The organism is Desulfovibrio sp. ZJ200 (genome assembly GCF_011039095.1).
Lineage (GTDB): Bacteria > Desulfobacterota > Desulfovibrionia > Desulfovibrionales > Desulfovibrionaceae > Desulfovibrio.
Genome location: NZ_JAAKEH010000002.1, coordinates 108,841 through 133,441 on the forward strand (window position 1 = coordinate 108,841; position 24,601 = coordinate 133,441).

The 24,601-nt window shown below is 63.6% G+C and carries 21 protein-coding genes; 5 read left to right on the forward strand and 16 right to left on the reverse strand.

Annotated features, from left to right (window positions below; genetic code table 11):
• Positions 1-102: 102 nt before the first annotated feature.
• The 5 genes from yidC to G7Y52_RS01265 form a co-directional block, all read right to left on the reverse strand.
• Positions 103-1,761, reverse strand: a complete 1,659-nt coding sequence (gene yidC, locus G7Y52_RS01245; RefSeq protein WP_165064835.1) for a membrane protein insertase YidC — start codon at positions 1,759-1,761, stop codon at positions 103-105.
• A gap of 8 nt (positions 1,762-1,769) precedes the next feature.
• On the reverse strand, positions 1,770-2,033 hold the full coding sequence (gene yidD, locus G7Y52_RS01250; RefSeq protein WP_165064936.1) for a membrane protein insertion efficiency factor YidD: 264 nt from the start codon (positions 2,031-2,033) through the stop codon (positions 1,770-1,772).
• Entirely contained in the window at positions 2,033-2,440 is a 408-nt protein-coding gene (gene rnpA, locus G7Y52_RS01255) for a ribonuclease P protein component (RefSeq protein WP_346773706.1), read from the reverse strand. The genes yidD and rnpA overlap by 1 nt, the downstream gene beginning before the upstream one ends.
• A 31-nt stretch (positions 2,441-2,471) precedes the next feature.
• Positions 2,472-2,606 carry a 50S ribosomal protein L34 gene (gene rpmH / locus G7Y52_RS01260; RefSeq protein ID WP_165064844.1) on the reverse strand — a complete coding sequence of 45 codons (135 nt, stop codon included), beginning with the start codon at positions 2,604-2,606 and terminating at the stop codon, positions 2,472-2,474.
• A gap of 604 nt (positions 2,607-3,210) precedes the next feature.
• Positions 3,211-3,894: a hypothetical protein gene (locus G7Y52_RS01265; RefSeq protein ID WP_165064847.1), complete on the reverse strand. Its 684-nt coding sequence runs from the start codon at positions 3,892-3,894 to the stop codon at positions 3,211-3,213.
• Positions 3,895-4,069: 175 nt separating this feature from the next.
• Here G7Y52_RS01265 and thrB point away from each other — a divergent pair, with 175 nt between their 5' ends.
• Positions 4,070-4,627 (forward strand): homoserine kinase, encoded by a 558-nt coding sequence (thrB, locus tag G7Y52_RS01270; RefSeq protein WP_165064850.1) that lies wholly within the window; start codon positions 4,070-4,072, stop codon positions 4,625-4,627.
• A 410-nt stretch (positions 4,628-5,037) separates the two neighbouring features.
• Here thrB and gmhB read toward each other — a convergent pair whose 3' ends face one another.
• The 11 genes from gmhB to G7Y52_RS01325 all read right to left on the reverse strand — a co-directional run bounded on the left by gmhB (position 5,038) and on the right by G7Y52_RS01325 (position 19,830).
• A complete protein-coding gene (gmhB, locus tag G7Y52_RS01275) occupies positions 5,038-5,604 on the reverse strand; it encodes a D-glycero-beta-D-manno-heptose 1,7-bisphosphate 7-phosphatase (RefSeq protein WP_165064853.1) in 567 nt (188 codons plus the stop codon).
• 397 nt (positions 5,605-6,001) lie between these two features.
• Positions 6,002-7,477 carry an Asp-tRNA(Asn)/Glu-tRNA(Gln) amidotransferase subunit GatA gene (gene gatA, locus G7Y52_RS01280; RefSeq protein WP_165064856.1) on the reverse strand — a complete coding sequence of 492 codons (1,476 nt, stop codon included), beginning with the start codon at positions 7,475-7,477 and terminating at the stop codon, positions 6,002-6,004.
• Between the two features lie 64 nt (positions 7,478-7,541).
• The gene (gene gatC, locus G7Y52_RS01285; RefSeq protein ID WP_165064859.1) at positions 7,542-7,838 is read right to left on the reverse strand and encodes an Asp-tRNA(Asn)/Glu-tRNA(Gln) amidotransferase subunit GatC; all 297 of its coding nucleotides are present in this window, start codon (positions 7,836-7,838) and stop codon (positions 7,542-7,544) included.
• Positions 7,839-7,939: 101 nt separating this feature from the next.
• Entirely contained in the window at positions 7,940-9,337 is a 1,398-nt protein-coding gene (locus G7Y52_RS01290) for a hypothetical protein (protein ID WP_165064861.1), read from the reverse strand.
• 254 nt (positions 9,338-9,591) lie between these two features.
• The gene (gene dnaK, locus G7Y52_RS01295; RefSeq protein ID WP_165064864.1) at positions 9,592-11,535 is read right to left on the reverse strand and encodes a molecular chaperone DnaK; all 1,944 of its coding nucleotides are present in this window, start codon (positions 11,533-11,535) and stop codon (positions 9,592-9,594) included.
• A 612-nt stretch (positions 11,536-12,147) separates the two neighbouring features.
• A complete protein-coding gene (locus G7Y52_RS01300; protein WP_165064867.1) occupies positions 12,148-13,797 on the reverse strand; it encodes a methyl-accepting chemotaxis protein in 1,650 nt (549 codons plus the stop codon).
• Positions 13,798-14,801: 1,004 nt separating this feature from the next.
• Entirely contained in the window at positions 14,802-15,614 is an 813-nt protein-coding gene (locus G7Y52_RS01305) for a ZIP family metal transporter (RefSeq protein ID WP_165064870.1), read from the reverse strand.
• 267 nt (positions 15,615-15,881) lie between these two features.
• A complete protein-coding gene (gene recR / locus G7Y52_RS01310; protein ID WP_165064873.1) occupies positions 15,882-16,490 on the reverse strand; it encodes a recombination mediator RecR in 609 nt (202 codons plus the stop codon).
• Between the two features lie 11 nt (positions 16,491-16,501).
• Positions 16,502-16,813: a YbaB/EbfC family nucleoid-associated protein gene (locus G7Y52_RS01315; RefSeq protein ID WP_165064876.1), complete on the reverse strand. Its 312-nt coding sequence runs from the start codon at positions 16,811-16,813 to the stop codon at positions 16,502-16,504.
• Positions 16,814-16,831: 18 nt separating this feature from the next.
• Positions 16,832-18,724 carry a DNA polymerase III subunit gamma/tau gene (gene dnaX / locus G7Y52_RS01320; protein ID WP_165064878.1) on the reverse strand — a complete coding sequence of 631 codons (1,893 nt, stop codon included), beginning with the start codon at positions 18,722-18,724 and terminating at the stop codon, positions 16,832-16,834.
• Between the two features lie 185 nt (positions 18,725-18,909).
• On the reverse strand, positions 18,910-19,830 hold the full coding sequence (locus G7Y52_RS01325) for a branched-chain amino acid transaminase (RefSeq protein ID WP_165064881.1): 921 nt from the start codon (positions 19,828-19,830) through the stop codon (positions 18,910-18,912).
• A 231-nt stretch (positions 19,831-20,061) separates the two neighbouring features.
• Between G7Y52_RS01325 and G7Y52_RS01330 the strand changes: the two genes are divergently transcribed.
• The 4 genes from G7Y52_RS01330 (at position 20,062) to G7Y52_RS01350 (ending at position 24,521) form a co-directional block, all read left to right on the forward strand.
• Complete coding sequence (locus G7Y52_RS01330; RefSeq protein ID WP_165064884.1) at positions 20,062-21,819, forward strand: hydantoinase/oxoprolinase family protein; 1,758 nt, start codon at positions 20,062-20,064, stop codon at positions 21,817-21,819.
• A gap of 30 nt (positions 21,820-21,849) precedes the next feature.
• Positions 21,850-22,323, forward strand: a complete 474-nt coding sequence (locus G7Y52_RS01335; protein ID WP_165064886.1) for a tRNA (cytidine(34)-2'-O)-methyltransferase — start codon at positions 21,850-21,852, stop codon at positions 22,321-22,323.
• Positions 22,320-23,543 carry a CobD/CbiB family cobalamin biosynthesis protein gene (locus G7Y52_RS15170; RefSeq protein ID WP_241159550.1) on the forward strand — a complete coding sequence of 408 codons (1,224 nt, stop codon included), beginning with the start codon at positions 22,320-22,322 and terminating at the stop codon, positions 23,541-23,543. The genes G7Y52_RS01335 and G7Y52_RS15170 overlap by 4 nt, the downstream gene beginning before the upstream one ends.
• Positions 23,544-23,771: 228 nt before the next feature.
• The gene (locus tag G7Y52_RS01350) at positions 23,772-24,521 is read left to right on the forward strand and encodes a sulfite exporter TauE/SafE family protein (protein ID WP_165064889.1); all 750 of its coding nucleotides are present in this window, start codon (positions 23,772-23,774) and stop codon (positions 24,519-24,521) included.
• Positions 24,522-24,601 lie beyond the last annotated feature (80 nt).

Here is a 24,601-nt window from a genome sequence, read left to right on the forward strand (position 1 = left end):
GCTGTCGCCTGCGGGAACAGCCCTCCGGGCTGCCTGCGGTCGCTTCGGCAGAATCTGCGCCGCATCGTGTGCGGCGGTAAAGCATTTTACCGTTAAAATGCGCTAGCCTGCGGCCTGCGCGCCATGCCTGTTTTTCCGCATCATCAGCCATTGCTGGGCGATGGACAGGATGTTGTTGACCAGCCAGTAAAGCACCAGACCGGCCGGGAAGCCTAGAAAGAGCACCGTGAAAATCAGGGGCAGAAACATCATGATTTTCTGCTGGGTGGGATCTGTGGCGGGCGGGCTCATTCTCTGCTGCAAAAACATGGTCAGGCCCATGATGATCGGCGTGATATAATACGGGTCCTTGGCCGAAAGGTCAGCCAGCCAGAGCTTGTCGGTAAAGGGCAGATACATGATGAACGGCGCGTGCCTGAGCTCGATGGAGGTCAGCAGGGCCTGGTACAGGCCGAAAAAGACCGGCAGCTGGATCAGAATCGGCACGCAGCCGCTGGCCGGGTTCACGCCATAGGTCTTGTAGAGCGCCATGACCTCCTTGTTCATGAGCTCCTTGTTGTCCTTGTGTTTCTCCCGGATGGCGGTCATCAGGGGCTGGAGCTTCTTCATCTTTTCCATGGAAGCATAGCTCTTGGCCGTCAGCGGCCAGAAGACCGCCTTGATCAGAATGGTCAACAGGATAATCGCCACGCCCCAGTTGTGCACGTACTTGTGGAAAAATTCCAGAAGCCAGAGCAGGCCCTTGGCAATAATGCTGAACATGCCCAAATCAATGCTTTTGGCCAACTGATCGGAAACAGCAAGAAGTTGGGTGCGCTCCTTGGGGCCCAGCCAGTAGGAGACCGTCAGCTCTTTTTCCTGGCCCGGCGCAAGCATGCTCTCGGGCTCTTCCACAGCCGCGCGGTAGACGCTGTTCTGCAACCGGCCCTTGACCGTGACATTATTGATTTCACCCGGCAGCACGGCCGAGAGAAAATAGGTGCTCATGGCGCCGGCCCAGTAGATCCTGCCGGTGGCCTGCACGCCCGTGGTCTCCAGCGTCTTGGCCGAGGATTCTTCGGAAAGGCTGCCGTCATTATCCCAGGCCACGCGCATGGCGTCGTACTGGCCCCCGGCGGCGTTGCTGGCATCCGCGGCCACGGTATAGCTCACGCGCACGCTGCGGGGCTGGTCGCTCAGATTGGTGAGCCGGATCTTTTCCCGGATCAGGTAGGAGTCCGCGCTGAAGATCAGCTCACGCACCACGCGCAAATTGTCCACCTGGCCTGTCAGACGCAACGCGCCCTGCTGCCCTGCGGTCAGGTTCAGAGCCTGCTCTTGCGTTTCCAGGGCCCATTGCCCCGTACTCCAGGAAGGCTGGCTGTTGATCACCAGCCCCAGGGGGGCCACGCCCGCTGACTGGGGGTCCACCAGGTTCACCAGCGTCGAATCCGGCGCAAGTCCGGTCTGGTACTTTTTGAGCCTGAAAGAACGCAACGTGCCCCCGCCCGTATAAACCACCGCCTCATAAAGAGGCGACTGCACCGTCAGGTCACGGCCGGGCGAAGGCGTAAACGCGGGCAGGGGAGCGTTTTTTGCGGCCGCAGGCGGCTGAGCCGCTTCCCGCGCTCTGGCCGCCTCCTGAAGCGCGGCTTGCTGTTGGGCCAGCTCCTGCGGGTCAGGGGTATGCACCCATCCCATGTATTCGGCCAGGCGTCCCCAACCGAAAAGCACGATCAAACAAAGCGCAATGGCCAGAATCAGATTTTTACCGTCTTGCATAGGGGCGTTTACTCCTGAGACATGGGCGGGACGTTGCGGCGTCGCCGTGGGGGTGGAACAGGATCATAGCCCGACCCGCCCCACGGATGGCAGCGCGCCAGGCGCCTGAGCGCCAGCCAGCCGCCCCGCAGTACGCCGTGACGCAGGATGGCCTCCGCGGCGTAGGCGGAACAGGTGGGATAAAAGCGGCAGGCGGGAGGCAGCATGGGCGAGATGCAACGCTGATACACGCGTATGGGCAAAACGCAAAGAGAGCGCAGCAGCCTACGCATCATAAACCGCCTGAAAATGAACGCTTCGTTTGGGGGCGCGCCAACCGCCGCAGCAAGGGCAGAAGTTCGGCTGCCACGCGGGAGAGATCCAGCGCTGCCTTTCCGGCGTGTCGCTTGGCCACAGTCACAATATCGGTCTCCACGGGCAAAGCATCGACATGCAGGCGAAAAAATTCCCGCAACAGCCGTTTCACGCGATTGCGGACCACCGCATTGCCAACCTTGCGGGAAACGGCCATGCCCATGCGCGCACAGGCGCCGGGCTGCTCTCGCCAAAGCGCAAAAACGAGGAAATGCTCGGAATGATAACGCCGCCCGCGTTCATAGCAGGCTGTGAACTCCGCACGGCGGCGAACCCGGGCTTGCCGCCGCAGAGTCAGACGCGGGCGCATGGATGTTCCCGACATATAAGTGCAAAGGGGCACGACCCCGCCCGGCTCAGGCGCTCAGGCGTTTACGGCCCTTGGCGCGGCGGCGGCGCAGGATGGCCCGGCCGCCGGGGGTAGCCATGCGGGCGCGGAAACCGTGGGTGCGGGCTCTTCTGATCTTGCTGGGTTGATATGTTCTTTTCATGATTTTGCTCCTCTGAGAGTTAAAAACGCTCCGCACGGCGCGTCTGGCCTATCATGCAGGGCCTGGTTTTGCAGACAACGCCGCACGGCGCGACGCATGGCCGCTGTCGCATCTGCACGCCCTTGCGGGAGACATCCGCCGCGTCCATAAGCCCTTCGGGCAAAAGGGCACGGCCCTGACGGGCCGCCATTCGGTCGCGACGAGGCGCGGATGCAGCCGAACAACGCATCCAGCGGCTGAGCGAGCTTAAAAAAACATAGCCTTTCAAAGGCAATCCGCTCTGCAACAGCGCGCAGATGTTGCGGGCGACGGCGCAACGCCGTAAAAAAAGCGGACACATGGCGGCCTCACCGCCCGGCTATCACATCTGCGTCCCAAAACGCGCCGCATCCCGGAGCATCGACCGGTTGCCGGGGGCAAGCCTTATCCTCGCGCCACGCCGTATGGGATAATGGAAAAAGCTACATACACGCCCTGTGTTCCTCAGTCAAGCGGCAGAACAAGGCTCTTCGGGGCAGACGCATCTTCTGCGGCAGCCCTGTCAGCCTGCGTCGGTCCGAGTTTCTTCCTCTCTGCTTCAGCGGCCGAAGGCAAAGAACAGCAGTCAGCGCGACGCGCCAGGCGCGCGCGGAGGAACAGGAGCCACCGGCGTGATCGGCAACGGCACGGGTGGCGCCGTTGCAGGCGCCGCGCCTGTATACGGCGCGGCTGTCCCGACTGATGGCGAAGATGCCGCGGATGCGCTCCGGGGAGCAGCAGGCGCGCCGCGCGAGGCGGTCGCCTCCGTGGTTTTTTTTGCGGTTGCGGGAAGTTCTGCGCGTGGCGGCGTGAGCGACGTGCGCCCGGCATTGGCCGGAGCGGCAACCGTTTTGGCACTCCGGCTCGCCTTGGGCCGCGGCGCGGAGCGGCGGCGACGGACGGGCACGGGCTGCACGGCTTTGACCGAGCCGGGCGGCAGAAGTTGCGGCACCGAAGCCGGGTCCGCGAAGCTCGCGCCGCCCATCCGGAGCTGGCGGGGGATCACCAGTGTATTCCAATACAGTCGCGCGCCGCCGTCCTGAATCCAGGCCTGATCCAGATTGGCGCCGCCTGAGGGCAAAAACGCGGGCAGACGCGGCGGCAAGGGCACATACGTTGCCGGCGGTTGCGGAGCCACAGGACGGCTTGCCAGTGGCGCGGCGGGCAGGCCCGCACAGGGCCCGGGCGGCAGGGGACGGGAATCCGCGGCTTTGACCGGCGCGCTCTGGCAGAGACTCAGAAGAAACGCCACGAAAAAAAAGATGCGCATGGGAAACCACCTTTACAGTGTTTATCGGCAGCTGTCCGGAGAGCTTTAGAGCGTTTTGCTCATGAAAGTAGCAAAACGCTCTAAAAATGAATCCCTCGGAGGCCGGGCATTCTTGACAGCGCCGTCCGGCTTGGGCAGAGTCGCGATAATTGCCCCGCACGGCCAAGGAGAAAACATGCCTATGCCCGCACCTCTTGCCACACTGACTCTCCCGGCGCCCTGCATCGTGCTGATCGGCATGCCGGGCGCAGGCAAAACCACTGTGGGCGGCGCGTTGGCGCGCGAGCTGGGCTGGGCCTTTCTGGACAGCGATCATCTGATCGAGGCTGTGTACGGCGCGCGTCTTCAGGACATTACCGACGCGCTGAGCAAGGAAGCATTTCTGGACGCGGAATGCGAAGTCATTTGCGCCATCAAGGCCAACAGGGTGGTGCTGGCCACCGGGGGCAGCGTGGTGTACCGAGAAGCGGCCATGCGCCGTCTGGCCGGGCTCGGGCCCATTGTACATCTGGATGTGCCGCTCGCCACTGTGGAAGAACGCGTGGCCCGCAACCCCCAGCGCGGTTTGGCCATTGCGCCGGGCCAGACCCTGGCCGACATTTTCCGGGAGCGGGAAGAGCTCTACCGGGTCTGGGCGAACGTGCGCTGCGAGGCCCAGGCCAAAAATCCCCTTCAATGCGCCCGCTGGATCATTGACCATCTGCCGCCGGGCATCCCGGCTCAGGATGCCTGAGCCAGACTCAGTAAATTCCTTTCCGCCTTAGAGCATAGTGCTTTTAAAACGCTCGCTCCAGCGCGTAACGGCGCAAGGAAATTTCGCCTGCGCCTGTCTCTGCTGTCGTCATCCGTAAGGCGCACAGCCGCCGCAACGCGGCGTACATTCAGGCGAAAACCGCGTTTTTCGCCTGAATGCCACCTTTGACTTTCATAAAAAGTCAAAGGTAATCTGCTCCAGCTGCTTTCATGAGCAAAATGCTCTGGCGCGTTCCTCTCGCTGCGCCGGGGGGACCCTGCGGCCTCAAAAGGCTCTGTACCCGGGCGCAATCAGCCCGCAGCGCAGAAGCATATCCCGCCTTTTTGCGCGGAGCGGCCGGAGCCTGCCAGGCGACCCGCAATGGGCGCGCTGCCGCAGGCCGGCCCGGTTTACGGCTTTTGCCCGAGGATGTACGCGCAGGCCGCGGCCAAATCCGGCAAAACCGGTATGGGCGGCCCGGCTTGCCGCGCCAGCCCGACAGCCTCTTTTTCTCCCCAGCCCGTGCGGAGCAGAATCGGGCGGCATCCGGCCGCGCGCCCGGCCTGGACATCGCGCAGGCGGTCGCCGATCATCCAGGACGCTGCCGGATCAATATCCCATTCGCGCACGGCCCGCAGCAACAGGCCCGGCGCAGGCTTGCGGCAGGCGCACGGCCCGCTGATTTCGGGCAGATGCGGGCAATGGTACCAGGCGTCCACGGCCGCGCCCAGGGGGTGCAATTGCGCATTGATCCGCGCATGCAGCGCCTGCACCTCCCTCTCGCCGAACAGCCCCCGCGCGATGCCGGACTGATTGCTGACCACCACCAGCAGCCAGCCCGCCGCCTTGAAGCGGGCCAGGGCCTCGGGCACGCCCGGGAGCCAGCGCCAGTCCTCCCAGCGATGCACATAGCCCGAGTCGTGATTAAGGGTGCCGTCGCGATCCAGAAAAATCGCGCGGCGTGCGGTGGAGATCATGCACAGATGCTAGCGGCGGAAGGGCCAGAGGTAAAGTATATACTTTGCGGCTTTCGCTCTGCCCGCTGTCAAATGCCTTATAGAGCATTTTGCTTTTGAAAGTATTCAATTTCAAAAGCGGCGCTGCCATCATTTCCCCGCAAGCGGGACAAGCCCCCGCAAGCGGGACAAGCGCCTGAAAAGCGTGGTTTTCAGGCTCATTGCTTCAGCCGTTGCGACGAAGGAAGCTACGGATGAAGACAGCAACTGGTTACTGCGACAGCCAGCCAACGCAACCGCTGTCGCCATCCGTAAGGCTCGCAGACTCGCCAACGGCTGGCGCAAGCAAGCAAAGCTTGCTAACGGCTACCGCCGGCGCGGGCGTCCGTTCCCGCGGCCGCCAGAGCGGTTGCCGTTTTCAAAGCAAACCGCTCTGGATCTGCGGCCGGCCTATGTGGGGCAGGGCGCGCTCCAGGGCGTGCCCGATGCTGAGCAGATCCGCTTCTCCGAAGGCTTTGCCGATCAATTGCAGGCCAACGGGCATCCCGCTTTCCCCGCCCAGGCCCGCGGGCAGGGCCAGACCCGGCAGGCCCGAGAGGTTGAGCGAAAGGGTATAGGCGTCCATGAGATACATTTGCAGGGGATCGGCCGTGTGGCTGCCCAAATCCCAGGCCGTCACCGGCGAGACTGGGGCGCAGAGCGCGTCGCAGAGCTCCAGGGCGGCCAGATACTCGTCGCGGATCAGGCGGCGCACCTGCGCGGCCTTGCGGTAGTAAGCGTCGTAATAGCCTGACGAAAGCACATACGCCCCGAGCATGATACGGCGCTTGACCTCCTGGCCGAAGCCTTCGGAGCGGGACTTGACGTAGAGCTCCTCCAGGTTTTTGACGTTGGCGGCGCGGCGGCCGTAGCGCACGCCGTCAAAGCGGGCCAGGTTGGAGCTGGCTTCGGCCATGGCGATAATATAGTAGGTCGCAATGGCCGCATCCGTATGCGGCAGGCTCACTTCCACCAGTTCCGCGCCCTGGTCGCGCGCCTTTTGCAGGGCGGCGTCGCAGGCCGCGCGCACCTCCGGCGCCAGACCGTCTTTGAAAAATTCCCTGGGCAGGCCCAGGCGCACGCCCTTGAGATCACAACGGGTCAGGGCCGCGGCATAGTCCTGCCCAGGCCGCGGGTCGCTGGTGGCGTCACGCGGATCGTGCCCGGCGATCACCGTCAGCACCCGGGCGCAATCTTCCACGCTGCGAGCCAGCGGCCCGATTTGATCCAGTGAGGAGCCGTAGGCAATCAGCCCGTAGCGCGACACCCGGCCATAGGTGGGCTTGATGCCCACGCAGCCGCAGAGCGAGGCGGGCTGGCGGATGGAGCCGCCCGTATCGCTTCCCAGAGAGGCAAAGCACTGCCCGGCGGCCACTGAAGCGGCGGAGCCGCCCGAGGAGCCGCCCGGCGTTTTGGCCGTATTCCAGGGATTGCGGGTTTTTTTGTAGGCGGAATTTTCCGTGCCCGAGCCCATGGCGAATTCGTCCAGATTGGCTTTGCCCAGAATCACGGCCCCGGCCGCGCGCAGCTTTTCCACCACAAAGGCGTCATAGATGGGCGTGAATCCTTCCAGGATGCGCGAGCCCGCGGTGGTGGCGAGGCCTTTGGTGGAGAGCGCATCCTTGAGCGTCACGGGCACGCCCCAGAGCGGCAGCGCCGGATCAGGCCCCTGCCGGTCAAGCTCCGCCGCGCGGCTGCGCGCGCCGTCAGCGTCCACAGTGAGCATGGCTGCGATTTCGGGTTCTGTGGCAGCCATGCGTTCCAGGCAGGCAGCGGTTGTTTCCGCGGCGCTGAGTTCCTTTTTTTGCAGGGCCGTGGCCACTGCCGTGAGCGAGAGTGAACAGATGTCGGTCATGCATATCCTGCCTGGAGCTGAAAAGATGTCGGGCCATCAGGGCTCTTGCCGCAACGATTCGAGCCTACACGATTCTCGGAACAATGAAGTATTCCCCGTCCTGCTCCGGCGCGTTGGCCAGCACTTCCCGTCGTATGCGGCGGTTGACGGCCTGATCCTCCCGCCCCGGGGCCGCGTGCTGCGCCGGGCTGTACAAGGGCTCCACATTTTCGGTGTCCACCCGGGCGAGCACATCCATATAGCCCAGGATATCCCCGAACTGGCGGGCAAACAGGGCCTGTTCTTCCTCGCTGACGCTCAGGCGGGAAAGTGCAGCCATGTGGGCCACTGCCTCGGGGCTGATGGTTTTGTTTTCTGCCATTGCTTGCATCCTTTGTCTGTAGGGCGCGCCTGCCCAGGCCCGGCGCCGCGGCAACAGCGCGCCGGCGGCTGATACCATATAACTTTACGCGTTACACGGTACTAGCGGGCCGGCGGCCTTGCGGGCAGGCGCAGCTTGTAGGAAGGCTGCGGCGTGGCGCTCAGGGGCAGGACGCCGGTTGCCGGGGCCTGGGGCTGAGGCGCGGCGGGCGCTATGCCCGGAACCTGGGGGTTGCCTTCGGCGTCCACGGCCGGCAGGCCCTGCATACGCAGCGCGGCCCGTTGCAACACGGCGGCTCGGGCCTGGCTGAATTGCTCCAGGTTGAGCGGGGTCATGCCCGCGGCCGCAGCCTGAAACAGAAAGAGCCTCTGATGCGCCACGCCCGCGCTGTCCCAGGTGATGGGAGCCATGCCCCAGATCATCCGGGCCGCGCGCCCGGCGCGCGCGGTTATTTCCGGCGCAGTCAGGCGGGAAGTAAGCCCCAGCGAGGCGGCAAAGCGTGTGAAATCATAGCCCAGGGCCACCCAGAGGTCAGTGCCCGGGGCTTGCAGGGCGCGCGGAGCCTGTGCGGCATTCCATGCGCCGGGGAACACGGCCAGGACGTATTTTTCCGCATTGGGCACCAGCTTGCCGGAGAGGCTCTGCTCCCAGAGGGTCGTGCCCAGCAGCACCAGACGATCCTCGCCGTTGTACAGCAGGCTGGTGGTCAGCATATCCATGTTTTTCCAGGAGTCGGGCAAAAAGAGGGCCTCAAAGGCCGTCTGGGGAATGGGCGCGCCGCTGCCCTCGGCCTGGGCTGCGTTGATCAGCGGCGCCACAGCGTCGCTCCAGGAGCCGGGGTTTGCCGGATCATACGAGGCTTTTTGCAAAACCATGTTCCGGGCGGCCAGGCTTTGCTCCAGCAGGCCGGTCATGCGCGCGCCGTAGGCGTCACTCGGATAAAAGGCTCCATAGGCGCGGATGTTCAGGCCGTTGGTGGCAAAAGCGATCAAGGTGTCGATCTGGTCCTGCGGGCTGGGGAAAAACCGCCAGGCCCTGGCCCCCTCGTCGCCCTCTTCCAGGGAAGGCAAAAAAGTGAAAAAAGCGCGTTGTTCCGTGGCCCTGGCCGCGCGGGCCTGGGCATAGCTGCGGGCCTGCAGCGGGCCGCCCACCACGGCGCATTCCGAAGGCAGGGCGGTCAGCCGGGCCAGCCAGTCCGGAGCTTCGGTATTGACCATCTCAAGACGCGGCTTGCTGGCCCCGCCAGCCAGCTCGCGCATGGCCAGCTGCGCTCCGCGCCTGATTTTGTTGGCAATGGGCGCGTACGGGCCGGAAGCGGGCAGAGCCAGCACAATGCAGGGCCCGGCCTTCGGCATGGGCGTCGCGGGCGGGAGCGGCCCGGCTTCGCGCTTGCCGAAGGGCATCTGGCAGGCGGCAAGCATGAGCAGCGCGGCCAGACTGACGAAGGCCGCGAAAAGGGCAGGGGGGCTGAAAGGCACAGGACGAGGCAGGGTAGGCATGGCGGCTCCTCGTAGCGTATTTTCTGCTTGAGAGTCTCTCATTTCAATCGGAATGCCGCAGGAACAAAGCGTCGGGCAACAGACAGCCGGACGGACCCGCTGTGCCGCCGGCAAGGCTCAGGACGCGCCCGCGGCCGCCGAAACGGCATGTTCAGGGACGCGGCAGGCGCTTTGATCAGAAAAAAAGGCCCGACCGTATCGGTCAGACCTTTTTTAGTACAGCATACGCGTGCTGGCAAGCCGGTCACGTCGGCTTATTTCTTCACTTCCGTGTAATCGGCGTCCACCACGTCGTCATTGCCGGAATTGCCGGCATTGGCGGAACCGCCCGCGGCCCCCGCGCCTGCGCCGAAGCCGGCGCCTTGCTGGCCGCCCGCGGCTCCGGCGTTCTGCTGGGCCTGCTGCTGGTAGAGCTGCTCAGCCAACTTGTGCGAAGCCTTGGCCAATTCCTCGGTGGCGTTTTTAATGGCCGCGGCGTCCTCGCCTTCCATCAGCTTGCGCAGTGAGGCGATTTTTCCTTCAATGTCGCTCTTCACGGACGCGTCCGCCTTGTCGCCGAGATCGGTCAGGGATTTTTCCGTGCCGTAAATCAGGCTGTCGGCATGGTTGCGGGCTTCGATCAGCTCCTGCTTCTTTTTGTCGTCGCTGGCGTGGGCCTCGGCTTCGCGCACCAGGCGCTGAATGTCCTGCTCGGAGAGGCCGGAAGAAGCCGTGATCTTGATGGACTGTTCCTTGCCCGTGCCCATGTCCTTGGCCGAGACATTGACGATGCCGTTGGCGTCGATATCAAACGAGACCTCGATCTGCGGCACGCCGCGCGGCGCCGGGGGGATGCCGGTCAGGTCAAAGCGGGCCAGGGTCATATTGTCGTTGGCCATGGGGCGTTCGCCCTGAAGCACATGGATGGAGACCGAGGGCTGATTGTCCGCGGCAGTGGTGAAAATCTGACTTTTGCGCGTGGGGATGGTGGTGTTGCGCTCAATAAGCCTGGTGAACACGCCGCCCATGGTTTCAATGCCCAGGGAAAGCGGGGTCACGTCGAGCAGCAGCACGTCCTTTACGTCGCCGCTGAGGATGCCGCCCTGAATGGCCGCGCCCATGGCCACCACTTCGTCGGGATTCACGGAGCGGTTGGGCTCCTTGCCGAAAAAGTCGCTGACCACTTTCTGGATCAGGGGCATGCGGGTCATGCCGCCCACCAGGATGACTTCGTCAATCTGCCCGGGCTCAAGCCCGGCGTCGGTCAGAGCCTTGTTGCAGGGCTCAATGGTGCGATCCGCGAGATCGCGCACCAGAGATTCCAGCCTGGCCCTGCTGAGTTTGATCAGCAGATGCTTGGGGCCGTTCTGATCCGCAGTGATGAACGGCAGATTGATTTCTGTCTCCATAGCTGTGGACAAATCTTTCTTGGCCTTTTCCGCGGCTTCTTTCAAGCGCTGCAGGGCCATGCTGTCCTTGGAAAGATCGATGCCGTTTTCTTTTTTGAATTCTTCAACCAGCCAGTTGATGATCCGCTGGTCGAAATCTTCACCGCCCAGGAAGGTGTCGCCGTTGGTGGCGCGCACTTCCACGACGTTGTCGCCCACTTCCAGAATGGAAATATCAAACGTGCCGCCGCCCAGGTCGAAAACCGCGATTTTTTCATTGGCCTTTTTGTCCGAACCGTAGGCCAGGGAAGCGGCTGTGGGCTCGTTGATGATCCGCTTGACCTCAAGACCGGCGATGCGCCCCGCATCCTTGGTGGCCTGACGTTGGGCGTCGTTAAAGTAGGCAGGCACGGTGATCACGGCTTCAGTCACCGGCTCGCCCAGGTAAGCTTCGGCGTCGGCCTTGAGTTTGGCCAGGATCATGGCGGAAATCTCAGGCGCGCTGTAGACGCGGCCATCGACTTCCACTCCGGCGTCGTCATTGGGAGCCTTGGTAATGGCATAGGGCGAATGTTCTTTCCAGCGATCCACTTCGGGGCTGTCATATTTGCGGCCCATAAGGCGCTTGATGGCGAAAATGGTACGCTTGGGATTGGTCACGGCCTGGCGCTTGGCGATTTCGCCCACCAGCCGCTCCTTATCAGTGAAAGCCACCACGGAAGGCGTGGTGCGGCCGCCCTCGGGATTGGTGACGCATTTGGGGTCTTTGCCCTCCATGACGTACACGCAGGAGTTGGTGGTGCCAAGGTCAATGCCGATAATTTTTGACATATGTGTGTCCTCCTCAGGGAAATATGGTCAGGCCTGGCGGAGCGTTACCCCGCTGCACGCACAAAAGCGCTCATTTTGCTGCGGAGAATCCGCGCGGATCTGCCCGTTGCGAGCCGTTTGGACGTTCGCGGGGGGCCAAAGCGGACGCCGCAATATGCCTCTGATGCTGGCAACGTGCGCCGCGCGAGCAATAAAATAAGGCTTCCTGTGGGCGCGTCCAGTGCCGGAGAAAGATTTTTACAAAAAAACCTCTTTTTTTGCAGGAAGCCGATGAACATTCTCTGAGCAAGAAGAGGAGGGAAATTTTTAGAGCGGTTTGCCAATTTCATTGGCAAACCGCTCCAGGTGCGTGTTAGCACTATCCTGCGCATTCTCAACTGTTTTAAAGAGTTCAGCGAAAACCCTTTCCCCGGCGGAAGTGCGAGGCAGTGTTCCGAAAAAACAAGGCTTTTCTGATAAGCATGCACAGGCATCTAGAGCAGATTACCTTTGACTTTTTATGAAAGTCAAAGGTGGCATTCAGGCGAAAAACGCGGTTTTCGCCTGAATGTACGCCGCGTTGCGGCGGCTGCCGCTTTTGCGTCAGCAGAGCATTTTCAAAGAGAAAATGCTCTAGCCTGTGTGAGCGGTGGCCGTGCTTGTCGCGTCCGCGCCCTGATTGCGGATATTGTCCAGAATGGCCGCAATCACCTGCGCCTGCCGGTTCATGGCATCCACTTCAGCGGCGGCGTTGTTCATGGCCTCGGCCATATTGCTGCTCAGGTCGTTAACCTCTGCGATGTTCCGGTTGATCTCCTCGGAAGCCGCGGACTGTTCGGTGGCGGCCGTAGCGATGGCCGCCACCCGACTGCTGGAATCATTGGCCAGGCTGAAGATTTGCTCCAGGGAACCGCCGGAATCCTGAGCCATGCCGGTCACCTCGTCAATGGCCCGCACCGCGCTTTCCACGGTAAGCGCGCTTCTGCCGGTCCCCTGCTGGATGGTCTCAATGGCGGATTCCACATCGCGCGTGGCGCTCATGGTTTTTTCAGCCAGCTTGCGCACTTCGTCGGCCACCACCGCAAAGCCGCGCCCCGCATCACCGGCGCGGGCGGCCTCAATGGCCGCGTTGAGCGCCAGCAGATTGGTCTGATCCGCAATGTCGCGGATCAGCGTGAGCACCGCGCCGATATCCCGCGCCTGCCTGTCCAGGCTTTCCATCTCGCTTTTCAGGCCGTTGGACTGCTCCTGCACGGATTGGATGCTCCGAATGGTGCGCAGCATCCGCTCCGTGCCGTCCCGGGCCTGCCCCTGCACCGAGGAGGAGGCGTGCGCCGCATTTTCGGCATTGCCCGCCACTTCCAGCACGGTGGAATTCATTTCTTCCATGGCTGTGGCTGTTTCGGCCATGCGCGCGGCCACCCGCCGGGTATGCTCGCGCACGTCGTCGATCTTGCCCGTAAGCTGATCCGCCGTGGCGTTGAGCCCGGCCACCACGCCTTCCAGAGAGTTGACCGTGTCCATACGGGCCTTGACGCTGGCCTCCTCGGCTTCTTTTTGCAGGCGCAGGCGTTCGGTGACGTCCCTGGCCACTTCGAGGTGCCCGATCCTCTGGCCCTCCTGATCATGCAGATAGTCCAGCGAGATTTCCATGCTCCTGCCGTTGGGCATGTGATTGAGGACGTTGTGGTTGCCCTGGCGCAATTGTTCGATGCCGCACTGGGGGGTATTGCAGATATTTCCCTTTTTTTCCGAACAATGGAGGCCGCGCACCTCGGCCATATCGGTTTTGCCCATGCTGTTGAGGGCAACCGTGTTGCAGAAGGTCCAGCGCATATCCATGTCCGTGACGGAGATGCCGTAAGGCAGCGCATTGAGGATGCTCTCGTACCAGTGAGACTGCGCGCGCAGCTTGCCGACCATGCCCCGCAGGGCTTCGGCCAGATGGCCCAGACAATCGCCGCGGTATACGTCCAGATCGACGTTGTCCCCTTGGGCCACGGCTTCGGCAAAGCTCACGCATTTTTTGATTGGCCTGAGTGTGCGGCAAATGTAAACGCTGCCGAGCAGCATAATCAGCGCGGCGGCCGCGAGACTGCAGAACAGAGCGGCAAAAAGGCCGTCTGACGCGGGAACATTGGCCGCCAGGCCGGGCTCAAGCTGTGCCGCCTGCTGGAATGAACGATCCAGATAGATATAACCGGTGGCCATCATGGCAGCGCAGGTCAAAAGCACTGCACCGATAAGAACAAGCACAAGTTTTGTGTCGAGAGTTGAGCGCATTATGTGTTTCCTCCACTAGCGGGCAGACGATGCAGTGTGCTTTGGCCCGGGCGGGCCGATTTTCTCCTCCTGCGACATGCAGCTGGCGAAAAAAGGGGGGGCCCCGGGGCGCTCCCGGAACAGGTAAAGAGCATGTGGGCAGGTAAGCGGAAAGATCCGGAAGGCGTTTTTACAGCGCGACTCGCGTCGCTTGCCAGGGCAGGCGCGTGCGGCCACTGCGCCTGCTTTCGCAAGGCATGAGCTTGTGGTACGCAGCGGGGGAAAAGACAGGCTCTCTCTCTCTCTCTCTCTCTCTCTCTCTCTCTCTCTCTCTCTCTCTCTCTCTCTCTCTCGGGACGACGAGAAGGGACTATTCTGCATAACCAATCCTGCGGTTAGAGCAATTTCATTTTGAAATTGAAGGATTCACTTTTAAGGTGAAACTTCTTTCTCAACCATGTAAAATTAACATGACTTTTTTAAGAAAATCATCGCAAAGGTGAACCCCTCTTGAAATTGTTCTGGCGGTTGCGGGAGCAGGCATTTTCAAAACTTTGCGATTATATAATCTCAAAGTTACTTTGCTCCAGAATATGCACGATGCAAATTGTTGCCTTGCGGCATCGAAAGCCGCAGGCTCCGGGCAGCTCTCAACAGGATTTTCGGATAAAACGCAAAAATTTATGCACTGAACAGGTTTTTATGTATCTGAAAAAAGCGTTGCGTATGAAGGGAGACAGTGCCCGCGCAGCGGCTCCCGGCGGCATATATGGGCCTCTTCCTGAGTCGTATACTAGGGAATTGTTGAAAAGTCGACAACAATATCAGCCTGCGAGGAGGCGGCGTGTTGGCGGCTCCGGACCACGGCAAGGCTGCCCTGCGCTGACGCCGCAGTGTGCGCGACGCCGCGGGCGTCAGCCGTTGGCGGCTGTGCCGCCTTACGGATGACGACAGCAGAGACAGGCGCAGGCGAAATGTACTTTCGCCGTTACGCGCCGGAGCGAGCGTTTCAAAAGCAATATGCTCTACTTGACCAGAGAGGAAAGCGCGAGCACCAGACAGATGCCGAAAATACAGGAGACAGTCGCCAGATTTCCATTGCCTGAGACATTGGCTTCAGGGATGACTTCTTCCACAACCACATAGATCATGGCTCCGGCGGCAAAAGACAGGGCCACCGGCAGAAGCCCGGCCGCGATTCCGGCTGCCAGCGCGCCGGGAACCGCGCCCAAAGGGGCCGTGACGCCGGAAAGCACGCCGTAAAAACAGGATTTGCGGGCTGAGTAGCCTTCGGCGCGCATGGCCGTGGAAACGACCAGCCCTTCCGGCACATTTTGCAGCATGATGGAAAAGGTCAGCACCAGAGCCGTTGTCAGGCCGAGGCTTTCGGAGCCCACGTTCAGGCTTTCGACCGCGGCCGCGCCGTATCCCACGCCGATGGCCAGGCCTTCGGGAATATGATGCAGAGCCATGGCCGTGACCAGAAGGATGCTGCGCCGCCAACCGGTCGAAAGGCCCTCCGTGGTATCCTGGAGCATGTGGATGTGCGGCAGCACGCGGTCCAGGCCCCAGAGAAAAGCCGCGCCCAGCAGCAGGCCCGGGATAATGGGCGCAAAGGACCAGCGCCCCAGATGCGCGGAAAGTTCAAGCGCGGGTTGCAGCAGGCCGAAAAAAGCCGCAGCCAGCATCATGCCCCCGGCCGCGCCCAGCAGACAGTCCATGGCCCGGCGCGAAAACTGACGCCGGGTAAAAATAATCGCCGCGCCCAGGCTTACGGAAAGCCAGGAAAGCAGGCCGGCCACCAGGGCCTGGAATACGGGCTGTGAAAAAAGTTCCATACACGGATGCTCTTGCTGACACGCAGGTTTTGGCCGCGCGCAGGTTCTGTGCTTCTGCCGCGCCGGTGCGCGCAAGTCGGCCCGACGCGTGCTTGTGGACAAGACATGCAAGGAAGCCCGCAGCGCATGTTCTGCTTTCGGCGTGCCTTGCAAACTCCGGTTGCAGTGACACTATAGTCTTTTTGCAGCGGTTTGTCAGCTCATTGACAGTCAGTCGCAGAGCTGACGCGCACAGAGCGAAAAAAGAACAGGTTTCCCGGCACGTTTTTACAAGTCCTGTCGATATTGCAGGGACTGGCGCAGGGTCTCCCTGTCCATGTATTTGATTTCCGCGCCCAAGGGAATGCCCTGGGCCAGGCGGGACAGCCGGATCTGCGGGAAGCGCTTGCGCACCAGCCGCCGGATGAAGGAGGCGGTGTTTTCCGCTTCCAGGGTGGCGCCGAGCGCCAGGATCAGCTCCCGCACCTCGCCTTCGGCCAGACGGTTCACGAGCCTGTCCAGATCCAGGCTTTGGGAATCCGTCCGCTCCAGGGGCGCCAGCAGGCCGCCCAGAATCATATATTGGCCGCGGTAAAAGCCGCCTTCATCCAGGGTCAGCATGCTGTCCCACTCCGTGACCAGGCAAAGCACGTCGCGGCTCCGCCCGGCGTCGGCGCAGATCGCGCAAGGGTCAGTGGACGAAAGGCCGCCACAGCGCGAGCAGAGATGCAGATTGTCGCGCAAATCATGAATGCCCCGGCCCAGACGCCGGGTTTCGGCCTCCGGCCACTTCAGCAGGGTCATGGCCACGCGCATGGCCGACTTGGGCCCCAGGCCCGGCAGCCGGGCGAGCTGCTCCACCAGAGCCTTGAGAGGTTCGGGAATCCGGCTGTGCATGATCGGGTCGCTTAGAATACGCCGGGCAGTTTGATGCCCCCGGAAATAGCGTTCATCTCGCGCTCCAGGGTCTCGCGGGCAATGCGCCCGGCCTCGTTGACAGCGGCCAGGATAAGATCCTGAAGCATTTCCACGTCGCCGCCTTCCAGAGCTTTGGGATCGATAATCAGCTTGCGCAGCTCCTGCCTGCCGGAAACCTCGGCCTTGACCATGCCGCCGCCGCTGGCCGCCTCGTAAGAGCGCTCGGCCATCTCCTGTTGCAGTTTGGACAGTTTGCCTTGCATGACCTGTGCCTGGCGCAGGATGTCGTTCATATTACGCATGGTTTGCTCCTTGAAAGCTTAGGATTTGATTTCAGTGCAATGCTCGATGGAAGCCTTGAGCACTTCCAGGCAGGGTTGCAGCTCGGGTTTCTTGCTGAACTCCGCAATGAGCTCTGGCTCGCTGCGCGTCGGACGCGGGGCGAGCAGCTCCAGTTGCGGCTCCCGCAGGCCGTAGGCCCGGAGCGCCGCTTCCAGCGCGCCGCGTTGTTTCTCCAGTTGATGCAGCAGGGTTTCCGCCCTGGGCGTCAGGCGCAGACGCTCCCCCTGCCAGTCCGCGCGCGCGGCGCGCAGCAGATGCTGCGCAGGCGCGGGCCGCCCGGCCGCCTGCTCGGCCGCGCAAAATTCGCAAAAGGCCTGCCAGTCCGGCTGAAAACCGGGAGCCGCGACGCCAGGCGGCGTGGGGAAATGTTCTTCCGCATGTCCGGCTGCCGGGGCCGGGTGCTGCTCCGGCGGCGCATCAGCCGCAGTTGCGCCCGGCATCCCCAGCGTTTCTTCCCCGGCTTTTTCCGGCCGGAGGGGAGAGGGCGCGGCTTGTTTCAGCCCGGAATCCGGGCCGGATGCAGAAGGGGGCTCCGACCGGGACCGGGGAGCGGCCTCAGCTCCGGGCTTTGGCCCTGCGGGAGCTTCTTCCGGCGGCATGGGCGGCACAGCGGAAACGGCAGGCCCACGGGTTCGCGGCGGAGGCGGGGGCGCGGCCGCGGGGTCGTTTTCTGACTCCGGTGGGGGCGAAGCTTCGGGAACGGCAAGGGAGCCGGACGCCTCAGCCCTTGCCGGGCCGCGGTCCGCCTGGCGGTCCGGCAGGCAATCCAGGGGCAGCAGTTGCGGCAGGAGGGCCAGATTGAGCAGCAGCAGCTCAAGAGCGGCCGCCGGTTCCGGGCTTTGCACAATGCCGCGCTGGGCATCCAGCGTCATCTGCCAGGCCGCGTGCAGATGCCCGGCGGAAAAGCGCGGGGCCAGCTCCTGCCAGAGCGCGGCCTCATCCGCGGGCAGTTGCAGACTTTGCAGCATGGCTTTGCCGCCCTGGCGCAGCAGAAAAAGGTTGCGCAGATTCCCGGCCAGCTCGCGCGTGAAAAAACCGATGTCAATGCCCTGCCGGAGAATCTCGCGGCACAGCCCGGCCACAGCCCCGCAATCCCGCTCACGCAGGGCGTCAAACAGGCGGCTGAACACTTCCCGGCCTGCCAGGCCGAGAACTTCGCGGGTCGTGGCCGCGGTCAGGCTTTCGCCGCCCAGAGCCAGCGCCTGATCCAGCAGGGACATGCCGTCGCGCACGCTGCCCGCCGCGCGGCGGGCGATAAGGCGCAACGCGCTCTCCTCAAAAGGGATGCCTTCTTTCTGCAGCACCGCGGTCAAATGGGCCAGGAGCGCCTCTTCGCTCAGATGCCGGAAAACAAAGTGCTGGCAGCGGCTGACGATGGTCACCGGGAATTTGTGGGCCTCGGTGGTGGCGAAAATGAAAACCACGCGCTCCGGCGGCTCTTCCAACGTCTTGAGCAGGGCGTTGAAGGCGTTGCGGGTGAGCATGTGGGCTTCGTCGATAATGAAAATTTTGTAACGGCCTTCCATGGGCGCGTAACCGATGGTCTCGCGCAGGGAACGGGCGTCTTCAACGCTGTTGTTGGACGCGCCGTCAATCTCGGTCACGTCCACATGGCCGCCCTGGGTGATCTTGCGGCACTGGGCGCACTCGTTGCAGGGCTCGGGGCCGGGCGCGTGCTCGCAATTGAGAGCCTTGGCGAAAATGCGGGCAATGGTGGTCTTGCCCACGCCGCGCGTGCCGCTTAAAAGATAGGCGGCCGCCGGGCGATCTTCGGCCGCGGCGCGGGAGAGCACGGCCTTGACCATGTCCTGCCCGGCCACCTGGGCGAAGGTCTGGGGGCGGTAACGCGTTGCGAGAGACAGATGCTTCATGAGGAACTGCCGCCGCTCAGGCGCGGCCGGGCGCTGTGCTTTCGCGATCCGTCAGGGAAAACGCGCCTTGCGGTGCGGCCGTGGGCCATGCGCTGACCTGATCCGCAAGGGCTCGTTCTTCCCGTGGACGTTGAAACGTTGCAGCGCCCCGTCGCGCCTGAAGGCCGGGAAAGGTTTGTTGCGCGCTATACCGTGTAATGATGCAGCCAGCCGGCATACTTGGGATTCTCGCCTTTCACGGCTTTAAAAAATTCCGCCTGTAAATGTTTGGTCACCGGGCCCGCGTGGCCTTGACCTATCCGGCGGTGATCCAGCTCGCGGATGGGCGTAAGCTCGGCCGCCGTGCCGGTAAAGAAGGCCTCATCCGCAATGTAGAACTCGTCGCGGGTAAACTGCTGTTCTTCCACCGCATAGCCCAGGTCGCGGGCCACGGTCATCACCGACTGGCGCGTAATGCCGCCGAGAATGGAAGTCCAGGGGGTTGTTTTGATCAGCCCGTCGCGCACGATGAAAATATTCTCGCCCGTGGCTTCGGAAACAAAGCCGTTGGTATCCAGCATCACGGCCTCGTCGTAGCCATCTTCCTTGGCTTCGATCTTGGCCAGAATGGAGTTGATGTAATTGCCGGAAGCCTTGGCTTTGGACATGCTGGTGTTCACATGGCTGCGCGCAAAGGAGCTTGTTTTGACCCGGATGCCTTTTTCCAGAGCCTCGGCGCCCAGATAGGCTCCCCACGGCCAGACCGCGATGATCGTCTGCACGGCGTTGCTGCCGGGGTAGACGCCCATTTCGCCCCGCCCCACAAAGGAGAGCGGGCGGATATAGCCTTCGGGCAGCTTGTTGGCTTCCAGGGTTTCAATGCAGGCCCTGGCGAGTTCTTCGGCGTTGTAAGGGAGGTCCATGCGCAGAATTTTGGCGGAATTGATCATGCGCTTGCAATGATCCTCCAGGCGGAAGACCGCGGAGGTCCCGTCGGCGCAGGCATAAGCCCGGATGCCTTCAAAAATGGCGCTGCCGTAGTGCAAGGCATGCGTGAGAACATGAACCTGGGCTTCTTCCCAGGGAACCATTTTCCCGTCGAACCAGATGAACTTCGTTGTCTGCATGGCTTAACCTCGCAAAAACCGCTGTGTGGGACGCCGTGCCTCGCCGGGCCGCTGCCGGGCGCGGGGGCGCAATCTCCAAAAACTACTGAAAAGCGACGGAGATGGCAAGCCTTGTCAGCTGACCGCCGAGAGGGTAGAACGGCCTTGGCCGGGAAGGGCCGCGCGGTCTGCGCCAGGCCCCGGCACGGCCCAAACCTGCGCAACGACAATCAGCGTTGAGAGGCGGAAATCATGAATGAAAGCACGATCCTGGGCATTGACGCGGGCGGCACGCATACCGACGCGGTGCTGATTACGACGCGGGGGGCACAACTGCGGCTTGCGGCCGCGGCCAAGGTCCCCACCCGGCATGAGGATTTGCCCGCTTCGGTGCGGGACGTGCTGGCGGAGCTGGCCCGGGCCCTCGGCAGCGACGGCAGGGCCGTGTTGGGCGGCGTGCGGCGCGTGACCCTGGGCACGACGCTGGCCGTCAATGCCCTGGTGCAGGGCCGCGCCGACAGCGTGGGGCTGGCGCTTTCCGCCGGGCCGGGCCTGGACCCGGGCCGCTTCGGCCTGGGCGGGCATGTCTGCGTGGCGCCCGGCGGCCTGGATCATCGGGGCGTGGAAGTGAGCCCCCTGCAAGCGGGCGGGCTGGTTGGCCAGGCGGCGCGCTGGCAAGAGCAGGGCGTGACCGCCGCGGCCTGCGTGGGCAAGTTTTCCCCGCGCAATCCGGCCCATGAGCAGGCCATGAGCGCCGCGATCCTGAAGGGCGCGAAACTGCGGATCACGCTGGGGCACAGGCTTTCAGGCCGCCTGAACTTTCCGCGCCGCATCGCCACGGCCTATTACAATGCCGCTGTGGAGCGCCTGCACAACAATTTTCTGGATGCCGTGGAAGCGGCGCTGGCCGGGGCGGGCGTGCGCGCGTCGGTCAGCCTGCTCAAAGCCGACGGCGGGGCCGTGCCCGTCTCCCTTTCGCGGCGCGAGCCCGTGCAGTCGATTCTCTCCGGCCCGGCGGCCAGCGTGATGGGCGTCATGGCCCTCTGTCCGGGCCTTGCGCAAGGCTGCGCTCTTTTGCTGGATATGGGCGGCACCACCACGGACATGGCCGTTTTTGCCCACGGCTCGCCGGTCGTCGATCGTGACGGGATGCGGCTTGAAGGCCGTCGCACTCTGGTGCGGGCGCTGGCTTCTGTCTCCATCGGCGTAGGCGGGGATTCGCTGCTCAGCGTTGCGGGCGCGGGGCAGGACGCGCGCGTGCGCACAGGCCCGCTGCGCGAGGGGCCCGCGCTGGCCTTCGGCGGCAACCGGCCCACCTTGCTGGACGCGCTCAATGTCGTGAATGATGCGCAAAGCGGCTCCACTGCCGGGGAGGATGAAGGCCTGCGCGGCACAATGGCGGGCAATGCCGCGGCGTCCCGCGCGGGCGTGGCGGCACTGGCCGCCACCTGTGGTCTTGCGCCCGAAGTTCTGGCCCGACGCGCCGTGGACGACGCGCTGGATCAGATCCGGCTGGCCGCGCGGGATTTGATCGAAACGGTCAATGCGGGGCCGGTGTATACCCTGGCCGCGCTCAAGGCCGCGCGGGAAGTCCGGCCCGATCGCCTCGTGCTGGTGGGCGGCCCGGCGGACTGCATCCGCGGGAGGCTGGCCGCGGCCTTTGGCCTGCCGGTGGAAAGCCCGGCCAATGCGGCGGTCGCCAATGCCGTGGGCGCGGCCCTGACCCTGCCCACCGCGGCCCTTGAGATCTACGCGGACACCGGCAGGGGCGTCTTGCGCGCGCCTGCGCTGGATCTGGAAGAGCGCATCGGCAAGGGCTATACCCTGAATGCGGCCGAGCGGCGCGCCGCGGATCTGCTTGCGGCCCGCCTGGCGGCCGAGGGCGTGCCTGAGGCGGCCGTGGAAATCACGGAGGCCGACCTGTTCGCCACCCTGGACGACGGCGGTTACGGCAGCAAGGATATCCGGGTCGCCTGCCAGGTGGTGCCGGGCATTGCCGGCAGGCTCTGAAGCCGGGGCTGCCCGACGGAAACGAATGTCATGCAGATTGTTCTTTTTGAGCCGGAAATACCCCCCAATACCGGCAATATCGCCCGGCTCTGCGCGGCCACGGGCACACGCCTGAACCTCATTGAGCCATTGGGCTTCAAGCTGGAAAACCGTTACCTCAGGCGCGCGGGCCTGGACTACTGGCCCAATGTGGCGCTGCGCGTCTGGCCGGACTGGGACGCCTTTGCGGCGCAAGGGCAGCAGGGCGGCCGCCTGGTGCTGACATCAGCCAAAGAGGCCGCGGCGTGCGCGCCGCTGCAGCATTTCGCCTTTGAGCGCGCCGACTGCCTGGTTTTCGGCCCAGAGACGCGCGGCCTGCCGCCGGATATTCTGGCCCGCTCACCGCATCGGGTGCGCATTCCCATGCTGGAGGGGGGCGTGCGCAGCCTGAATCTCTCCACAGCCGCGGGTATCGTGCTCTACATGGCCCTGGCCCGTTGCGGCCTGCTGGAGGCCTGGGCGTGACCTGCGGTTTGTACAGCGTCTGGGAATGCTGGTGGCTCGCGCCGCTGGCGCTGCTGCTGGATCTGTGCCTGGGCGATCCCAAACTGCCCTGGCCGCATCCGGTCTGTCTTGCAGGTCGCCTTCTGGCCCGCCTGGAAGGCCCGGCGCGGCATTGGATGGAGCGGGGCGGGGCAGAAAGACGCCCCTGGCGCGGGCGGCTGGCCGGGCTGTGCGCGCTGCTTGTTCTGGTCAGTTGCACCGGCCTTGCGGTCTGGCTGTTGATCGGCCTGCCGCTGATCGGGCCGTTGCTGGCCGTCTACCTGGCCTGGGCCGGTCTGGCTCTGGGCAGCCTGCTGGGTACGGGCCGGGAAGTGCTGCGCCGGGTGGAAAGCCGCCCCGTGCCCGAGGCGCGCGAGGCCGTGTCCTGGCTGGTCAGCCGCGACACCAGCCGCATGGACCGCCCGCTGTTGCGCAAGACGCTGGCCGACACGCTTTCGGAGAATCTCACCGACGCGCTGCTGGCTCCGTTTTTCTGGCTTTTGCTGGCCGGGCCCGTGGGTTTGTGGTGCTACAAGGCCGTAAGCACCACGGATTCCATGTGGGGATATATGACCGAGAAGTGGCGCTGGCTGGGCTGGGCCGGGGCGCGCGGGGACGATCTGCTGGCTTTTGTCCCGGCGCGGTTCTCTGTCGTTGCGCTCTGGTTCACGGATCGCTGTTTTCGGAGCGGGCTTTTTTTCGTGCGCGCGGCGGCAAGGCTCAGGCCGGGCGCGGACAAAAAGCGGCATCAGGCGATGAATAGCGCGCAAAGCGCTCCCGGGCAGCCGCCGCGCGACGAAGCACAATCTCCGGCGGGGCGGGCTGGGGGCTTTCACCCCTTGCGGCAATGCCGCTTGCAGGTGCAGAAGGTTCTGGCAGGCAATGGCGCGGCCTTGCCCTGGGATGGCCTGTGGCCGGGTTTCGGGGTCATTGCGCGGCAGGCCGCGGGCATGCCCAGCCCCAATTCCGGCTGGCCCATGACCGCCTGCGCCTGGCTTTGCCGGGCGCGCATGGCCGGGCCTTCCGTCTACTTCGGCGCGCTCACGCCCAAGCCCTGGCTGGGGCCGCCCGAAAGCGCGGCAGCCCCCTGGGATGCGGCGCGGCTGCTGGCGCTTTGCGCGCTCTTGCGCTATAGTGCCGTGTGCGGGGCCCTGCTCCTCTGGCTGGGATGCCTCGCGCTTTCGTTTTTTTCTCTTTCGTAGCCTGTCACGCATAACGGTACAGGCTGCCGGAGTCAGCCCTCATGGCAATGCCGCCCGCCAAAAAGCTGTCTTTTTCCGTGCGGCGGCGGTATACTGAGGACTGACATTAGCCGCCGCCCGGAAATCCGGCGCGCCGCCGAAAACGGCGCAGATGCAGCCGGAGCGACCGAATGAGCCTTTGAAAAAGTGTAGCGTTTCAAAAGCAATATACTCTGGAAGGACGTTCACATGCTTCTGGCCGCATTGTACGCCGCGTGTCTGGTGGTGGGTTTTCTGTGCGGAGCCACGGGCGTGGGCGGCGTGCTGATCCCGCCCCTGCTGGTCCTGCTCAGCGGTCTTGAGACTCATACGGCCATGGGCACGTCTCTGGCCAACATGTTTGTTCTCGCCGTTGTGGGCACCTGGATGTTTCAGCGTCTGGGTCTGATCAACTGGCGGGAGGCCATTCCCCTGGTGCTGGGCGGCGGCCTGGCGGGCTGGCCCGGCGCCTGGTGCAACGCCCGCCTGGATTCCGGGCCGCTGATCTACATTTTGGGCGTGGTGATTGTGCTGGCCGGGGTCTGCGCGCTCCGGCCCCCTTCCTCTGCCGCGGCCGAGAACGCGCATCCTTTCTGGCACGGCCGCACGGGGCTGTTTTGCGTGGGCGCGGTCATCGGCTTTATCGCCGGGCTGACCGGCGTGGGCGGCGGCGTGCTTTCCGTGCCCTGGATGATCATTGTGGGCTATGCGCCGATCGTGGCCGTGGCCCTGTCCATGCCCTTTCAGATCCTGGCCACCTTTTCCGGCTCTCTGGCCAATGTGGCGAGCGGATATCTGGATTATGAGCTTTTGCCCGGCCTGACGCTGGTTGTGCTTTTCGGCTTCTGGTGGGGCGTGGCCGCGGCCCGGCGCATTCCGCCGCTGCTCCTGCGCCGGATCATCGGCCTGGTCTGCTGCGGGCTGGGCGTTTTTTTGCTTGTGCGCCAGCTTGCGAGCTAGCATACTGGACGCGAAATGATGGCAGCGAAGTGATTGAAAATGAATATTTTCAATCAAAAAATGCTCTAGCCCCAACCAGG

Bases quoted from the DNA above. Each gene is read 5' to 3' on its own strand.
- rpmH (WP_165064844.1), bottom strand. From the start codon at position 2,606: ATGAAAAGAACATATCAACCCAGCAAGATCAGAAGAGCCCGCACCCAC.
- gatC (WP_165064859.1), bottom strand. From the start codon at position 7,838: ATGGCAGAAAACAAAACCATCAGCCCCGAGGCAGTGGCCCACATGGCT.
- G7Y52_RS01330 (WP_165064884.1), top strand. From the start codon at position 20,062: ATGAATGAAAGCACGATCCTGGGCATTGACGCGGGCGGCACGCATACC.
- rnpA (WP_346773706.1), bottom strand. From the start codon at position 2,440: ATGTCGGGAACATCCATGCGCCCGCGTCTGACTCTGCGGCGGCAAGCC.
- G7Y52_RS01265 (WP_165064847.1), bottom strand. From the start codon at position 3,894: ATGCGCATCTTTTTTTTCGTGGCGTTTCTTCTGAGTCTCTGCCAGAGC.
- G7Y52_RS01325 (WP_165064881.1), bottom strand. From the start codon at position 19,830: ATGCAGACAACGAAGTTCATCTGGTTCGACGGGAAAATGGTTCCCTGG.
- yidD (WP_165064936.1), bottom strand. From the start codon at position 2,033: ATGCGTAGGCTGCTGCGCTCTCTTTGCGTTTTGCCCATACGCGTGTAT.
- G7Y52_RS01305 (WP_165064870.1), bottom strand. From the start codon at position 15,614: ATGGAACTTTTTTCACAGCCCGTATTCCAGGCCCTGGTGGCCGGCCTG.
- yidC (WP_165064835.1), bottom strand. From the start codon at position 1,761: ATGCAAGACGGTAAAAATCTGATTCTGGCCATTGCGCTTTGTTTGATC.
- dnaX (WP_165064878.1), bottom strand. From the start codon at position 18,724: ATGAAGCATCTGTCTCTCGCAACGCGTTACCGCCCCCAGACCTTCGCC.
- dnaK (WP_165064864.1), bottom strand. From the start codon at position 11,535: ATGTCAAAAATTATCGGCATTGACCTTGGCACCACCAACTCCTGCGTG.
- G7Y52_RS01350 (WP_165064889.1), top strand. From the start codon at position 23,772: ATGCTTCTGGCCGCATTGTACGCCGCGTGTCTGGTGGTGGGTTTTCTG.
- thrB (WP_165064850.1), top strand. From the start codon at position 4,070: ATGCCTATGCCCGCACCTCTTGCCACACTGACTCTCCCGGCGCCCTGC.
- G7Y52_RS01290 (WP_165064861.1), bottom strand. From the start codon at position 9,337: ATGCCTACCCTGCCTCGTCCTGTGCCTTTCAGCCCCCCTGCCCTTTTC.
- gmhB (WP_165064853.1), bottom strand. From the start codon at position 5,604: ATGATCTCCACCGCACGCCGCGCGATTTTTCTGGATCGCGACGGCACC.
- gatA (WP_165064856.1), bottom strand. From the start codon at position 7,477: ATGACCGACATCTGTTCACTCTCGCTCACGGCAGTGGCCACGGCCCTG.
- G7Y52_RS01315 (WP_165064876.1), bottom strand. From the start codon at position 16,813: ATGCGTAATATGAACGACATCCTGCGCCAGGCACAGGTCATGCAAGGC.
- G7Y52_RS01335 (WP_165064886.1), top strand. From the start codon at position 21,850: ATGCAGATTGTTCTTTTTGAGCCGGAAATACCCCCCAATACCGGCAAT.
- G7Y52_RS01300 (WP_165064867.1), bottom strand. From the start codon at position 13,797: ATGCGCTCAACTCTCGACACAAAACTTGTGCTTGTTCTTATCGGTGCA.
- recR (WP_165064873.1), bottom strand. From the start codon at position 16,490: ATGCACAGCCGGATTCCCGAACCTCTCAAGGCTCTGGTGGAGCAGCTC.